Source organism: Anatilimnocola floriformis, from assembly GCF_024256385.1.
GTDB classification, from domain to species: Bacteria; Planctomycetota; Planctomycetia; order Pirellulales; family Pirellulaceae; genus Anatilimnocola; species Anatilimnocola floriformis.
On record NZ_JAMLFW010000001.1, the window covers coordinates 3666592 to 3680825 of the forward strand.

14 protein-coding genes and 1 pseudogene are annotated in these 14234 nt (G+C 55.8%); 9 read left to right on the top strand and 6 right to left on the bottom strand.

Features of this window, described 5'->3' with window-relative positions; translation table 11 throughout:
* Positions 1-365 precede the first annotated feature (365 nt).
* The 4 genes and pseudogenes from M9Q49_RS14070 (at position 366) to M9Q49_RS14085 (ending at position 5761) form a co-directional block, all read left to right on the top strand.
* Positions 366-1238: an alpha/beta fold hydrolase gene (locus M9Q49_RS14070; RefSeq protein ID WP_254509390.1), complete on the top strand. Its 873-nt coding sequence runs from the start codon at positions 366-368 to the stop codon at positions 1236-1238.
* 185 nt (positions 1239-1423) lie between these two features.
* A pseudogene (locus M9Q49_RS14075) lies at positions 1424-2657 on the top strand (catalase).
* Between the two features lie 251 nt (positions 2658-2908).
* Positions 2909-3502 (top strand): hypothetical protein, encoded by a 594-nt coding sequence (locus tag M9Q49_RS14080; RefSeq protein ID WP_254509391.1) that lies wholly within the window; start codon positions 2909-2911, stop codon positions 3500-3502.
* Positions 3503-3580: 78 nt separating this feature from the next.
* The gene (locus M9Q49_RS14085) at positions 3581-5761 is read left to right on the top strand and encodes a hypothetical protein (protein WP_254509392.1); all 2181 of its coding nucleotides are present in this window, start codon (positions 3581-3583) and stop codon (positions 5759-5761) included.
* A 15-nt stretch (positions 5762-5776) separates the two neighbouring features.
* Here M9Q49_RS14085 and xth read toward each other — a convergent pair whose 3' ends face one another.
* The 4 genes from xth to M9Q49_RS14105 all read right to left on the bottom strand — a co-directional run bounded on the left by xth (position 5777) and on the right by M9Q49_RS14105 (position 9035).
* Positions 5777-6580 (bottom strand): exodeoxyribonuclease III, encoded by an 804-nt coding sequence (xth, locus tag M9Q49_RS14090; protein WP_254509393.1) that lies wholly within the window; start codon positions 6578-6580, stop codon positions 5777-5779.
* Positions 6581-6615: 35 nt separating this feature from the next.
* Positions 6616-7908, bottom strand: coding sequence for a flavin monoamine oxidase family protein (locus tag M9Q49_RS14095; RefSeq protein ID WP_254509394.1), 1293 nt, complete (start codon positions 7906-7908; stop codon positions 6616-6618).
* A 565-nt stretch (positions 7909-8473) separates the two neighbouring features.
* On the bottom strand, positions 8474-8725 hold the full coding sequence (locus M9Q49_RS14100) for a hypothetical protein (RefSeq protein ID WP_254509395.1): 252 nt from the start codon (positions 8723-8725) through the stop codon (positions 8474-8476).
* Positions 8726-8747: 22 nt separating this feature from the next.
* Positions 8748-9035 (bottom strand): cold-shock protein, encoded by a 288-nt coding sequence (locus M9Q49_RS14105; RefSeq protein ID WP_254509396.1) that lies wholly within the window; start codon positions 9033-9035, stop codon positions 8748-8750.
* Between the two features lie 1166 nt (positions 9036-10201).
* On the opposite strand from M9Q49_RS14105, the gene M9Q49_RS36020 reads away from it, so the two are divergent.
* The 5 genes from M9Q49_RS36020 (at position 10202) to trhA (ending at position 12847) form a co-directional block, all read left to right on the top strand.
* Positions 10202-10684 (top strand): FKBP-type peptidyl-prolyl cis-trans isomerase, encoded by a 483-nt coding sequence (locus M9Q49_RS36020; protein WP_390844027.1) that lies wholly within the window; start codon positions 10202-10204, stop codon positions 10682-10684.
* A gap of 68 nt (positions 10685-10752) precedes the next feature.
* Positions 10753-11025, top strand: coding sequence for a hypothetical protein (locus tag M9Q49_RS14110; protein WP_254509397.1), 273 nt, complete (start codon positions 10753-10755; stop codon positions 11023-11025).
* Between the two features lie 67 nt (positions 11026-11092).
* Entirely contained in the window at positions 11093-11800 is a 708-nt protein-coding gene (locus tag M9Q49_RS14115; RefSeq protein ID WP_254509398.1) for a sensor histidine kinase, read from the top strand.
* Positions 11801-11808: 8 nt separating this feature from the next.
* Entirely contained in the window at positions 11809-12090 is a 282-nt protein-coding gene (locus M9Q49_RS14120; RefSeq protein ID WP_254509399.1) for a hypothetical protein, read from the top strand.
* Positions 12091-12202: 112 nt separating this feature from the next.
* Positions 12203-12847: a PAQR family membrane homeostasis protein TrhA gene (trhA, locus tag M9Q49_RS14125; RefSeq protein WP_254509400.1), complete on the top strand. Its 645-nt coding sequence runs from the start codon at positions 12203-12205 to the stop codon at positions 12845-12847.
* A gap of 212 nt (positions 12848-13059) precedes the next feature.
* Here the strand turns inward: trhA and M9Q49_RS36025 are convergent, their stop codons facing one another.
* Together M9Q49_RS36025 and M9Q49_RS14130 are read right to left on the bottom strand one after the other, a co-directional pair.
* A complete protein-coding gene (locus M9Q49_RS36025; RefSeq protein ID WP_390844030.1) occupies positions 13060-13437 on the bottom strand; it encodes a ketopantoate reductase C-terminal domain-containing protein in 378 nt (125 codons plus the stop codon).
* Positions 13434-14171, bottom strand: coding sequence for a ketopantoate reductase family protein (locus tag M9Q49_RS14130; protein ID WP_254509401.1), 738 nt, complete (start codon positions 14169-14171; stop codon positions 13434-13436). Before M9Q49_RS14130 ends, M9Q49_RS36025 begins: the two co-directional genes overlap by 4 nt.
* Positions 14172-14234: the final 63 nt, after the last annotated feature.

The following is a 14234-nucleotide window of genomic DNA, read 5'->3' on the forward strand; positions in this document are numbered from 1 at the left end:
GTGTGACGTTCCAGCATCGTAGGGCAGAGTGAAAACTTCGTCTGTCGCGAAATTCGCTACAGCGGGCGAGAGCTGTGTCGGCGTGGCGTTTTTCCCGACAGACACTTTGCAAGCTCTCAACTACGATTTACTCCATCGATTCTCACATTTATTCTCGCGCCGACCGCATGGCTTGGCAGTGAGTTCGTTTCCTCGTTGCCCCCTGCGAGTCTCGCGGCGCTTCCCACCGGCTCGCAGGGGGTTATTTCATCGACGATGATGGCGCGGAACGCTAGTCGCTTAGGCACGAGGCTAGTCGAACCTTCGAGCGGCGCACGAAGGTTGTCGGGTGCTCACGAGGTGATAGCTCAGGAATAAGAAACGCTGTGGAAGCAGATCAGGTTTCAGCGACGATTGACTTTCGCCGGGTGAATGGAGTGCAACTGGAATGTGCAATTGCGGGCGACGTTGGCAATCCGCTCGTAATCCTGCTTCACGGCTTTCCCGATTTGTGGCATGGATGGCGGTTTCAAATCCCGCAGCTCGTCGCGGCCGGTTTTCGTGTCATATCGCCGAATCAGCGTGGCTATGGCAAGAGCGACAAGCCGCGACCTCTTTCGGCGTATGATATTGAAGAATTGGCCAAGGATGTCGTCGAATTAGCCGAGTCGGAGGGAAACTCGGCATTTCATCTAGTCGGTCATGATTGGGGCGGGATCGTCGCTTGGTGGGTGGCCGCTCGTTTTGCTCAGTGTGTTTCTCGCGTAGCAATTTTAAATGCTCCGCATCCTGGCATCTTTGCCAGCTACGTCTGTGGCCATCCCAGTCAAGTGCTGAAGAGTTGGTACACCGCGTTCTTTCAACTTCCGTGGCTTCCCGAAGCGATGCTGTCGGCGCGAAACTACGAGCTCCTCTTTCGCACTGTCAAAGGGACCAGCCGAAAGGGAGTCTTCGGCCCGCAGGATCGAGCCGCTTTTGTGGACGGTTGGTCGGAACCGGGTGCGCTCACCGCCATGTTGAACTATTACCGAGCAATGAGACGCCGCTCTAGCAAGTCGCTGCAACTCAAAATCGTCTCGCCAACGCTGATCCTGATGAGCGACCGCGATCCCACGGAAGAGGCCGGCTTGGCGACCGCCAGCAGCCAGTTATGCGACTCAGCCCGCATCGAGTGGATCACAGGCGCCGCGCATTGGATCCAGCGCGAAGAACCCGAACGTGTGACAGCCGAACTCATCAAGTTCTTAACTGCAAAGTAACGCCGGTTGATGCTGCAGTGAACTGACCGCAGGGCAAGCAAGTTGCTTCTCGATCGCTCAGAGGCACGCCATTCTGCAACGGTTGCGGAAGGAAATGCCCGCCAACACACTTGGCACAGCGTGTGCTTGAGCCGCATCTTCCTTGATCGAACGATGTGCTGATTAATCTTGCTGGAGAATGCCAAATGGCCAAACGTGTCCCTGCCCGCTCTACAAAACCTAGTCAGGCCGAATCGGCAAAAATTACCGACCTGCAAGCGGATATTGAGGAGAGCACGGGGCAGTTGTTGACGAGCAATCAAGGCGTTCCGGTCAACGACGATCACAACTCCCTCAAAGCCGGTGAGCGTGGGCCTTCGCTGCTGGAAGACTTTTTGCTGCGCGAAAAAATCACGCATTTCGATCACGAACGAATTCCCGAGCGCGTCGTGCACGCGCGAGGCAGTGGCGCATGGATACTTTGAGTTGAATAGCTCACTAGCGAAGTATTCTCGGGCAGCGTTCCTCCAGGAGGCTGGCAGCCGAACGCCCGTCTTTGTGCGGTTCTCCACAGTCGCGGGTTCACGCGGCTCGAGCGATTTAGCTCGCGATGTGCGCGGTTTTGCAATCAAGTTCTACACGCAGGAGGGGAACTTCGACATGGTTGGCAACAACATGCCGGTGTTCTTCATTCAAGACGCGATCAAATTTCCCGACCTGATTCATGCGGTGAAACCCGAGCCGCATAACGAGATTCCGCAAGCTGCGAGTGCGCACGATACTTTCTGGGACTTCATCTCGCTGACGCCCGAAGCGGCCCACATGATCATGTGGGTCATGTCCGACCGAGCCATTCCACGCAGCCTCCGCATGATGGAAGGCTTTGGCGTGCACACATTTCGCTTCGTGAATGCCAAAGGCGAATCGACATTTTTCAAATGGCACCTGAAGCCAGTGCTCGGTATGAAGTCGGTGCTGTGGGATGAAGCCCAACGAATCTCCGGCGCCGATCCCGATTTTCACCGCCGCGATCTGTGGGAAGCGATAGACTCGGGGAACTTTCCCGAATGGCAAGTTGGCGTGCAACTTATTCCCGAAGCCGACGAACATAAGTTTGATTTTGATCTGCTCGATCCAACGAAACTCGTCCCGGAAGAATTAGTCCCGGTGACGCCGATCGGCAGGCTAGTGCTCGATCGGAATCCAGACAACTTCTTCGCAGAAGTGGAACAATCTGCCTTTCATACCGGGCATGTCGTACCGGGGATCGACTTCACGAATGATCCGCTGTTGCAAGGTAGACTCTTCTCTTACACCGACACGCAACTCATTCGCCTTGGCGGGCCGAATTTTCACGAGATTCCGATCAACCGCCCCATCAGCCCGATGCATAACAATCAGCGTGATGGATTCCTACGGCAGATGACGATGATGAACTAGAAACCGCGACTGCTGCGATCGCCGGCCGTATTGCTGAGGGGCTAGATCGAATCTCGCGGCTCGTCAAAGTTGATCAGAAGCCGATCGGTCGCACGCCGCGCTCGAACTTGGCGACCTATACCGGGCTGTTTGACGACGTTCGAAAACTCTTTGCTGATACGAAGGCAGCCCGCAGTCGACACTACGATGCGGGCCGGTTTTCGTTCAATGTGGCAAAGGGTCGTTGTGAAACCTGCCAAGGCGAAGGGTTCGTGTTCGTAGAGCTCTTGTTCTTGCCAAGCGTTTACGCTCCTTGCCCCACTTGCCAAGGTGCGCGGTATAACGCCAAGACACTCGAGATCAAACTCCGCGGGCAGTCGATTGCAGATGTGCTGGGCATGACCGTCACCGCGGCAGCCGAGTTTTTCGTGGATAACCCGCCGCTGTGTCGCGCGCTGCAGACGCTTTTGCAGGTTGGCCTGGGCTATTTGCGACTCGGACAGCCTGCGACCGAACTTTCCGGAGGGGAAGCTCAGCGGATTAAGCTGGCGACCGAACTGCAGCGGGCTAGCAAAGGGAAAACACTCTACGTATTGGATGAACCTACGACTGGACTACATCCGGCTGACGTCGAGATGTTAGTTACGCAACTCCAGGGATTGGTGGATGCGGGCAACACGGTCGTTGTGGTCGAACATGAAATGCAAGTTGTAGCCAGCAGCGATTGGGTCATAGATATGGGGCCCGGTGCTGGAGATGAAGGTGGACAAGTGGTCGCCACCGGCAAGCCCGCCGATGTTACTACTGTTAAAGCGAGCCGAACAGCAACTTACCTTGGCAAACATATCAAGCACGAGAAGCTCTAAAGTGAGCGGACTGGCCGCCGGGGCTGTTGCGAGAGGCAAGACAATTGCGTCACTATCAGTTTCCTAGAGATTCCATCCATGAATGTCAAACTAAGGCTCGTCTTCCGGACTTTTTTACCAGCAATAATCCTATGCGGCCTTTGTTCTGCGGCACTGTCACAGCCAACGAATGAGCAGCGCGATACCGATCACGAATACGTTCAGTGGCTTGAAGAACGCTCGATGCTGTTCCAGGCCAAGGAGCAGGCTGAATCAATCTCGGGCCAGGGCGTGCAGTGGCGACATCCTTACGGCGAACCACAGCCGCGGGAGGCGGTCCGATTAGCCTCGGTGTGGTTGCTTGATTATCCGGGCTCGGTCATTCCTCGCCCGGGAGAATCCGTCATCGCCACTTGGGGCGATGCTGAGTTGTGGCAAGCACTGGAGCAAATCGGAATCGACCTACTGCACACGGGACCCGTAAAACGAGCCGGAAGCGTGGAAGAACGCCGGTTCAATCCCACCAGCGACGGCTGGTTCGATCCTATTTCGCTCCAGCTTGATCCAGCGCTCGGCACGGACGACGAGTACCGAGCCATGGTCCGCACTGCGAAGAAACACGGCGGTTCGATCGCTGGCGATCTCGTGCCTCTGCACACGGGGATCGGCGCCGACTTTCGCTTGGCTGAGCGGGCCTACAAGAATTACCCCGGACTTTACACGATGGTTGAAATACGAAAGGAAGACTGGGATCTGCTGCCTGGCGTTGATAGTCCCTGGACAACTGAGCTTGTTTCTAAAGATGCCGCCAAAAAACTGCGCGACAAAGGCTACATTCCGGGCCTGATCAACTCAAATGACGCTGCTCCCCAGGCACGGGAGTGGAGTGGTTGGAGTGCGACGGCCAAAGTAACGGGAGTGGATGGCAAACAACGGCGTTGGGTCTTCTTGCATTATTTCAAGAAAGAGCAACCGGCCCTAAATTGGCTGGATCCCTCGTTTGCTGCGCAGCGAGCCGTGTGTGGCGACCTTACCAAAACCATGCACTCGCTCGGAGCCCGGGTAATGCGGCTCGACGCTGTGCCATTTTTGGGAATTGAACCCCAGCCAGGCGACAACCTAACGTTGCACTTCAAGCATCCACTCTCGGTCCAAGGAACTAACTCGATTGCATTTATGACTCGGAAGCTCGGCGGTTTTAGCTTCCATGAGCTCAATGTTCCGCTTCGAGAGTTGAAGACGTACACCGAACACGGTCCCGACCTTTCGTACGATTTCTTCACCCGAGCCCAGTGCCTGCATGCCTTGCTGATGGAAGACGCGACGCTGTTGCGGCAGTCCTTCCAATTCTTGCTTGATGCCGATGTGCAGCCGATCGGTCTGGTGCATGATCTCCAGAACCACGACGAGATCACTTACCAGCTTGTGGAGCTCGATGCACGTGGTGACGAGATGTTTAAGCTGGAGGGGAAAGAGATTTCTGGCCGGCAGTTGCGTGAACGAATGCTTCGCGAGATGCGACAGAAGGCCGCTGGCGACCGAGCACCACACAACAGACTCTATCGGCCTGAGAAGGATGGATTAGCCACTACCTTTGCTGGCTTTATTGCAGCTGCGCTCGAAATCCGTGATCCGTACCACGCCTCACGAGAAGAGCTGCGGCAGATCCAGCAGGCGCATCTGCTCCTTGCCGCCGCCAACGCAATGCAGCCTGGAGTTTTCAGTCTTTCGAGCTGGGATCTCGTCGGCGCCCTGCCGATTCCTGAGAAGTCAGTTGCCGAACGGATGAAAGATGGCGATTACCGCTGGATCAATCGTGGTGGCGTCGACTTGATGGGAGCGAATCCCAGCCAAGGCACTTCCCATTTTGGCGTGGAACGAGCCACGTCACTGTATGGTTCACTTCCTGAGCAGTTAGAGAATCCTGAATCGTTCGCGCGGCAGCTTGCTAAGATGCTCAAGGCTCGCAAAAAATACCGACTCGCCGAAAGTGAACTCCTCGCCACGCTTCAGGTTTCAAATCCAGCGGTCTGTGTCCTCGTGATGCGACCACCAAGAACTCCGGCGCTGATCCTCACTGCGCTAAACTTCTCCCAGCAGACGGCAAAGGAAGAACTCGACCTCAGCGCAAGCGGGGTGAGAGGCAAAATGAAAGTGAACGGGCAAATGCTAGAAATCATCACCAACGAGCAGATGGGCGAGCTGCCGGAAAATCGTCGTTTGAAGATCGAATTGCCCCCGTTAGCGTACAAGACGATTCGAATCGGGAACGCAAACTAGCGACATCGTTGCCGGCTACGGTCTCTTCTTGCCAAACGCTGTAGCCTTCGATTTCAACGTGATCCAGGTCGGTGCGTGATCACTCGTTTTCTCCCAGCCGCGCACGTCGCGATCAACGCCCGCAGCGCCGAGCATCCGAGCGGCCTGGGCATTAAGCAGGAAGTGGTCGATGCGAATCCCTGCATTACGAGCGAATGAATTGCGAAAGTAATCCCAAAAGGTGTAGATCGCCTCAGAAGCGAAACAGATTCGCAGCGCATCGGTCCAGCCTTGGTCCAGCAACTCTTGGTACGCAGCCCGGGATTCCGGAAAGAACAACGCATCGCCGACCCAACGCTCGGGCTTGTATGCGTCGAGATACGTGGGGATGACGTTGTAGTCGCCAGCGAGGATGACCGGCCGATCCGAACGGTACAGCGTCTCGGCGTATCGATTCAGCCGACTGAACCACTTCATTTTGTAGTCGAACTTGGGCCCTGGCGCGGGATTTCCGTTGGGCAAGTAGAGGCAGCCGATCAGGAGCTCGCCGATAACGGCTTCGATATACCTGCTGTGAACATCCTCCGGATCGCCCGGAAGTCCTCGGCGAGACTCCACCGGCTGTTGGCTCCGGGCCAGAATCGCGACTCCGTTCCAACTCTTCTGCCCGTGCCAGATGGCGCCATACCCAGCTTTCTCGATCGAGGCAGCCGGAAACTTTTCGTCAGGTGCTTTCAGCTCTTGAAGACAAACTACATCGGGACCGGACTCGTCAAGCCAACGCAAGAGAACAGGAAGCCTGCCGTTGACGCCGTTTACGTTGAAGGTTGCGATCTTCACGGTCTTCACACTCCAATGTTCAGAGGACTTGGCGCTCAAGTTCTCAACGCGGAGACGACCTCTTTCGCTGCCCGCACGCCACTCGCGATCGCGCCTTGTACCGTGCCCATCAGTTGCCGGTGCGTTGCTTCGCCGGCAAAGAACAACGTGTTTTCAACGGGCTCGCCAGATTGTCTGGGCAAGGCCATGCCGCCGCAAGGAACATACGCATAAGCACCGCGAGCGAATTGGTCGGCCTGCCAGTTGTGCACGAGATGTGCAGCCAATTTCAGTTCGAGCTTGCGATGGTCCACACGGAAACTGGTCGCCAACTGCTCAAGCCCCGCTTTCAAAATTGTCTCGTCGGTAAGTCGCGAAAGTTCGGCAGCACGCGGCCCACCCGACCAACCTGTGAGGATCGGCGAGCGGCACGGCAAGCTGCTCCACCAAGCCTGAAAGGGGCCCTCTGCTGTATGCAAAAAGGTGAAGTCGGGACCCGCAATCTCTTCCCAAAACGGCTCCCGAAAAAGCAAATGGACCTTGACCACGTTTCCCATTCTCAGCAGTTTCCATTGAAGTCGCTTTTGAGGAAGATCAGGTGAGAAATGAATTGCTCCCATTTCAGTTGAGGGAATCTGCAGCACACCGAGCGGCACCGCAACGATGACGGCCTGCGCCGAAAAGGTTTCGTTGTTCGAAGTAGAGACCTCCACAAAGCCACGCGACCACCGGATCGAAGAAACCGGTCTGTTCAAGTGGATATCAAGACCATCATCGTGCCCGGTGAAATAGTCAAGCACTCTCGCATAGCCTGCACAAATTTTTCTGGCTCCTTCGGCCTGGCCGGTTTCCTGATCGGACTCGCGAATCCATTGAGCACTAACCGCCCGCATATCGGCAGCATTAAAACCTTCGACGTAAGCGGTCGCTTGAGCTTTTTCATCGGCCGACAAGTCGCCGCAATATCTGCCGAGGAAGTCGGCGAAGGTAAGATCGTCGGAGCCAATCGTTCGTAACCGTTCCGCTATTCTCGTCCAACCCAGTTCCAAGTCCGCAGGCTCGACGCCAGTGCTACCCGGTCGAAAGTGTTCCTCAGGCATTGCCTCCGTTTTCAAATTCAGAGCATCGACAGCGACTCGCGTTTCGTCAGCTGAACCGTGAAGAAACTCCGCCCCAGTTTCGACGGAGATTGGCCAGTTGGTGGGGTTTAGCGTATGGATGCGTCCACCAATGCGCTCGCGGGCTTCGAGAATCGTGACAACAAGTCCTTCGTTGCGCAGATGATGCGCAGCCGCCAAGCCAGCTGCTCCGGCGCCAATCAACAGCACCTCTGTGTGAAAATGTGACATCCAAATTATTCCATGGACGTGAGCGAACTTCTGCCACCTGGCGCTTCGGCAGGAAGTGCAATCTACATGCCTTTAAGATTTTCCAAACACGGATCCCATTCCCAGGTTCCCAAGTCTTCGGCCGTAATCGCTAAACTCAGTCCCTCAACCAGCCGTTCTCGCTCTGCCAGATTCTCGATCACCGATGCACTCGTCAATATCATGTCGATTGAGGAACTGGGGTATCTTCCGTTTCAATAATCCGGCTAAACAAGACGTGTCGCAACTGGCCCAGCAAAGCATATCTGAACGTGATCCAGAGGTGTAATCAGTGACACCGCGTTTCCAGTTAGGTATCGGGACCGGCAGAAGTAGAAACGAAATTGTCGGTTGCTTCGACAATCAATTCTGATAACCAGGAATGCGTTAGTCACATAGATCTGGGCGTGTCGGACCCAAGCAAAGGACCGGTTGTTTTGACGAGACCAGACATTTCGGAAAGGAACTTGCGAATGACAACGAAGCCTGCCTGCCGTCCGAACTAAAGAGAGCAATTGGTTAAGTGCGGTTGTTAACGGCCGACTTTCTAGTCGAGAAAAGCTGGCCCGTTGAGTTTCTGTTTCTCGAACACTGCCAGGAGCTGCGCGACGTTGGTGATATTTTCAGCAACGAGTTCATCTTGGGGCGGATCACACTTACGACGATCGCTAACAAACACCGCCCCATCTTTCAGTCGCAGCCGGACGCCCGGGCCACGGTGGCATTCCCATCCACCGTCCTCGGCCTGATGGAAATTATTTGCCTGAAACCAGCCTGCGGTCAGGGGTATTCTGTTCATTTGCGTATGCCCATAAACACATTCAGGCGACGCGCAATAACATATCCGCAGCGAGCGAGGGCGATATGCGGACGGATGCTGCCCGCAGGTATGGCGCGTTCTCCAGAGTAAAGTCAAGCTGTTGGCCTACTCGTAGATCATTGAATCCACAGCGGGCAAGGACCACTTCGTAATGAAAGTACACGTCGCGGCCCGCACCATCTTGAATGATGCCATAGCCAATATCGTTGTTCTCCGGGATCAGCCTGGAGTTCAGCGCGGGTGATTGCTGCGAGAGATGCACAAGCTTTGTTAGTGTTCCAGTGGGCATGATGGGAACGATCTCTGTTAGTGGCTGCATTTGCGAAATTGTGTGAAACACGAGGCTGAAGCTCGATCGAGGAAGATCTTCAGGACTCCGTGCGCAGTGCATAGCTTCGATAAAGGAACAGAAACCCCAAGCAGACGGCGATTGCCAACAGCAACGCTCGGAAATCCACTCCCGCGGATGCAGGACCGAGCAGCGCTCCGATGCCGCCACCGATAATCGCCCCTAGAATGCCCAGCGGAATTGCAACCGCCAAGCCTCCAGCGTTAGGGCCAGGCATGACAAATCGCGATACGCTGCCTGCCAAAATGCCAAACGCTATCCACAAAACTAGTCCGAGCATCGTATCCACCATCGATTCAGCTCACAGACGTCGATTGACGAAGATCGGTTCGGCGTCTGCGATACCGCCTGCAGACAGGCGATCCAAGCGAGCCGTTCCTTCGCGAACCAAGCATTCCAGCGCTAGAGCGAGCGGCTGAAATCCTGCCATAACAATCGTTAGGCAGCGAGCAAACCTTGCGGTGCAAACGCACTGAGGCGAATCAGGTGCGTTTTCAGAAGAGTCTTTATCGCCAAAGGGATCATAGGCGGCGGGCGCAGGAAAGCAATCGCGGACGCACCGCTCTTCTCTGCTCCGTCATTAGGGACTGTGTTGTGAAATACGGAGAAGTACAGTGGAGTCACGACCACTTTGAAATCAACCCGCAAACGCACATTTAGCTGCCGGTTTAGGCCGATTCGAATGGACTGGTGCCTGAGGAGCAGCGGGGATTCGGTTTGTCGTGCGAGAACCAAACCGAGGTCGCTAGATCACACAAACTGGAGTGCCAAATCCGCCGCAATGTTAACTTCCCATCCAACGTGTCCATCTCGGCCCGATGAATTTTGCTTTCTGCAAACAGAAGGCCCTGGGCTGTGAATCGTCACCAATGCTAGTGATTTCACGCCAACTTGCAGCTTTGACAAGTTTCTGCTGCCGAAGAGCCGTACAATACAGATGCGAACAGGCCGAATGGCCTCTCTTATCAGCCCTCGGCAATGCTCGCCGATTCCGGGCTCTTAACTTTTGCCCGTCCGCTGTTGGCGGTGCTTCTTGCGCATCGCAGTTTCGGGGCGCTTCTAACGCCTGGAAAGTCGCATGGCACGCAAGTCCGATGGAGTGGTATATGATCGCGCAATCTGGTGACAGGGTTCGAGTCCGATATACGCACATGCAAGATGCCCGAGAACATGATCCCCAATCGACCAAGCCAAGAGTGCTTGAGTTCACCGTTGGCAGCGAGCATCTCCTCCCTGGCTTGAGTCGATACGTGCTCGGCATGCACCCGGGGGAACAGAAATGCGTGACCCTGTGCCCGGTTGAAGCTTATGGGGATCTCCAAACTCGATTGATTAGCAGGATTTCGCGGCACTGTCTGCATACTAAGGGTCCGCCAGAAATGGGAATGTTGCTCACGCCGCGGGGTTCAGGGTCCGTATCTGGCCATCGCGTCCGCATCGTAAAACTAAACACCCATTCGGTCGTTGTTGACGGCAATCACCCGCGCGCTGGGCGTCCCGCGAATCTGGCGGTCTACCTAGTGTCCGTCGATTCCTCATCCGAGGCAAATTCGTCGAAGCCGCAGTTTGAAACTGGTGGCGAAGGGTAAAAGCCCAGGTCTCTGGGAAGGGCAATTCCGCCGACTTCCGGACGGCAGTTTTTGAAAAGGATTCTGATGTGTTTCAAAACCTCTTGCAAGGCAGCCGGAATTCCGGCGTGGCACGGATGGACGATTTCGAATCCGAAGCAAGCTGGGATCTCAGTGGCAGCGAGTCATTGGTGCTGAAATTCGACGGCGCCGAGCTTTCGTCCGAGAAGCGCGACCATCTGAGTCGCTTTCGGGCCGGCAATCCTCCCGTCATTTTGCAGCTTGCCGCAGGTTTGAAGCGGAAGGCAACAATCGTTGGCTACGGCGCTCGCGACAATTCCTTTTATCTGACCTGGGTGTAGTCGTCAGCAGCAACATTCCCGCGGGCCCAGCAGTTTTTCAGCTCCTAAGAGATCGAGCAACTTGTCTATGACGCAGTTCCTTACCAGCCAGAATCGTTTGAACCTGCTTTCGGCCTACGTGACCGACCTGGAACTGGAGGTCGACCGTCTGCGAAAACAGTTGCAGCATGTCTGTCAAGCAGGTCGGGAAGTGTGCAATCGAGAATCTGCCGCATCAAAAGAGAACCGTAGCAACGATGACTTTCGGCAGATGATCGACGACATCCGTGATGACGTACACGCTCCTCTGGCCCTCGATCGAATCGAGCCCATCGCGATTCGGGAATTCATCGAAAGCATTTATCGCTGGCAGCAACGCTTGGAAAACCGGCCAGCAAATCGATTGGTGTTAACGCTGGATTGTGAGCAAGTGGCATGGTTTCCCGTTCGGCTGCGTCATATCCTGCAGAACCTGCTTGGAAACGCAATCAGGTACGGTGATCCCGAAAAAGGGGAGAACCGTGTCAACGTAACCTTCAAAACACTTCCTGGAGGTTACGAACTGCGAGTGACGGACAAAGGTGTGGGAATGCCCGAGACTCAATGGGCCCAACTGCTCCAGCCGACGCATCGCACATCCGGCAAACAGGGCTCTGACCTCGGTGTCGGCATCGCGATTGTGAAGCATCTCGTTGAACAAAGCGGTGGGGAACTGAATATCGATTCCGGTGAAGGCATGGGCAGTTGCTTTGTCGTTACGTTGCCGAGTTTCGCTTCGGGCGACTTCTTAGAGTGAGGCTTGCCATGATGGACGATCGCCGCATGCTGAACGTTGCTAGTCGGCTGCTGGCCGACGTTGTCTGGCGGTTGGTGCAATCAACAGATTACGTGCCTGTCGTTGCGGATGTTCCCAACAGTTTCTCCCTAAGAGCCCAAAACGACGTCTGGAGTCATGAGGACGAGAGCGGTGGCCCTGAGTTGACCATCGCCCAGCGAAGTACCCTATGGCAGGCCATCCGCCTGACACAGCTGGCGATTCCGCACAATGCAGAATTGGCGCTGCTGCGATTGTTTCTGCGTTGGTAGTGCAGAAAACATTCCTGTCATAGAAGACAAGTTGACTGCTTGCGTCACCCAGCGGTTATGGTCATGTGATCCACTTATAAGATGGTTAGCACTTTCTCTGATGTTAACTGGAATGCTCCAAACACTACCCGCCGGAGAGCGTGTGAATACGCTCACTCACGCCGCCGGATGCGTTCTGAGCATCGTGGGCTCGGGCGTGCTCATGGCTCGCGCCGTCGAGACGGAGGAACCTTGGCGAATTGCAGGATGCGCCATCTTTTCGGCAGCCCTGGTGGCTGTTTACGCCGTCTCCACTCTTTCGCACGCCATTGCTCAGCCGCAGCGTAGGCGGCTCTTTAGAATTCTCGATCAGGGCTTGATCTACCTGCTAATTGTGGCGAGCTACACCCCGTGGTCGTTTACTTACCTGCGCACGCCTTTCTGGTGGGTATTCTTGGCAGTCATGTGGACGCTGGCGATTTTGGGCACTGTGTCGAAGTTGGTGCTCGTCCACCGTATCGATTCAGCCACCGTTTGGTCGTACTTGCTGCTTGGCTGGTTAGCTTTGATACCGATGGCAGCCCTCCTTCGTTCTCTTCCCTTGGCCGCTGCGGGAACGGTTTTCGCCGGTGGAGTTTGTTATAGCGCGGGAACCATTTTTCATCGCTGGGATAATCGTGAATACCACAGTCACGGCATCTGGCACGTGGCCGTAATCGGCGGAAGTCTCTGCCATTGGTACGGTGTCTTGGTGTACATCGCGGGGAGCCGACCATAGCTCGCGAGAAGACAATCAGCCGCTTCGGTCACATCGACCTCGGCGTGTCGGACCGGAGCAAGCTAATGGTTTGTTGAGTCGGCAAGTCTCGCTTTTTGAGCCGTTGCTCGCCAGTGACTGCACTGAAATCCGTAAAGGAATCGGCGCCGGAGCCGGAGAGTTTTGCGAAAAACAAGTCGAGGGAAGTCGCACCGGTCAGTACGTCCGACGAGCTATCGTGTACTACATTCGCTCCGCCGGGGTGAGTGCTGCCGTTCAAACCTCCTGCGGTTCCTGTCAGATGCAATACGCGATCGTAGTACGAACGGGACGACGACCATTTGAGCAGGAGTAATGCCAGCCGCGCGGTTAAGCGTATCTATCTCCGTGGGGGTTGGCTTCGATAGCAGCGAGGATTTAGTGGTCTCTTGCGCGGCGGAAGCCAGATAATGCTCAGATCGCGTCCGGACAGATTCGAGGATGTCCGCCGGCAACTGGATCTTGGCGGCGCGTGCGACATTGACAGCCTCGGCCACGCAGCGATCGTAGACGCCTTGCGTGATTGGATCGCGGAGCACGCTTCCAATCGCAGAGCGACTGAGAACGGTCATTCACTCCATCGCAGGCAACAATCAGCACGAACTTTGTCCAAAATGACACGGAGGATGTCATCTGAGGCCGTCGCATCGACGCCGGCTTTTCGGAAGGCCTGAGCAATCTGCTGCAGTCGCTCGTTACTCGGGGTGGATGGGTCGTTAAACAAGAACTTCCTCGGCCCGCCGGTCTGCTCGATCCTGCCCGGTGCTGCGCGGCGCGTTACGATCAGCGCATTTCCCCGGAATATCTGTCCGCCGCCGATCGCGGCGCGGGCGCGCTCGTCGTTGTCGATGCCGTTTTGAACCGTGATCACGACGGTCTTGGGTCCTACGACGGAACACAATTGGCATCCAGCCTCTTCAGTCGAATACGTCTTTACCGCGAGCAACACGACATCGGCCGCGGCGCGTCCCGAGGATTTTCGAAGACATTGACGTTCGCCAGTTGAAAGCTGTTGGCGACACCCTGCACATGCAGGCCGCGCTCGCGCATGCTTGGAAGTGCGCTCCCGCGCGACAAACGCCACGGGCACTCCGCCGTGCGCTAGCGTCGCCCCAAACCACCGACACGGCCCACCCCGATCACCATGCAGTTCATTTCTCGAGCTCCATTTCCGACTGAACTCCCGTTGGCTTACTGGCTTCTGCCTTTGTATCCTGTCCCTGCGGGGATCAACGCGTGGTTTGGCGGCAACGCAACCTATCCCGCCGACATTTTTAAGTGACGTCGGCTGAGTGGGATGGCACATGTCGGCGACTCGAGTCGGTTCAAAACCTGAGTCAATTGCGCCCTGCGCACACCGAGAAGTCAC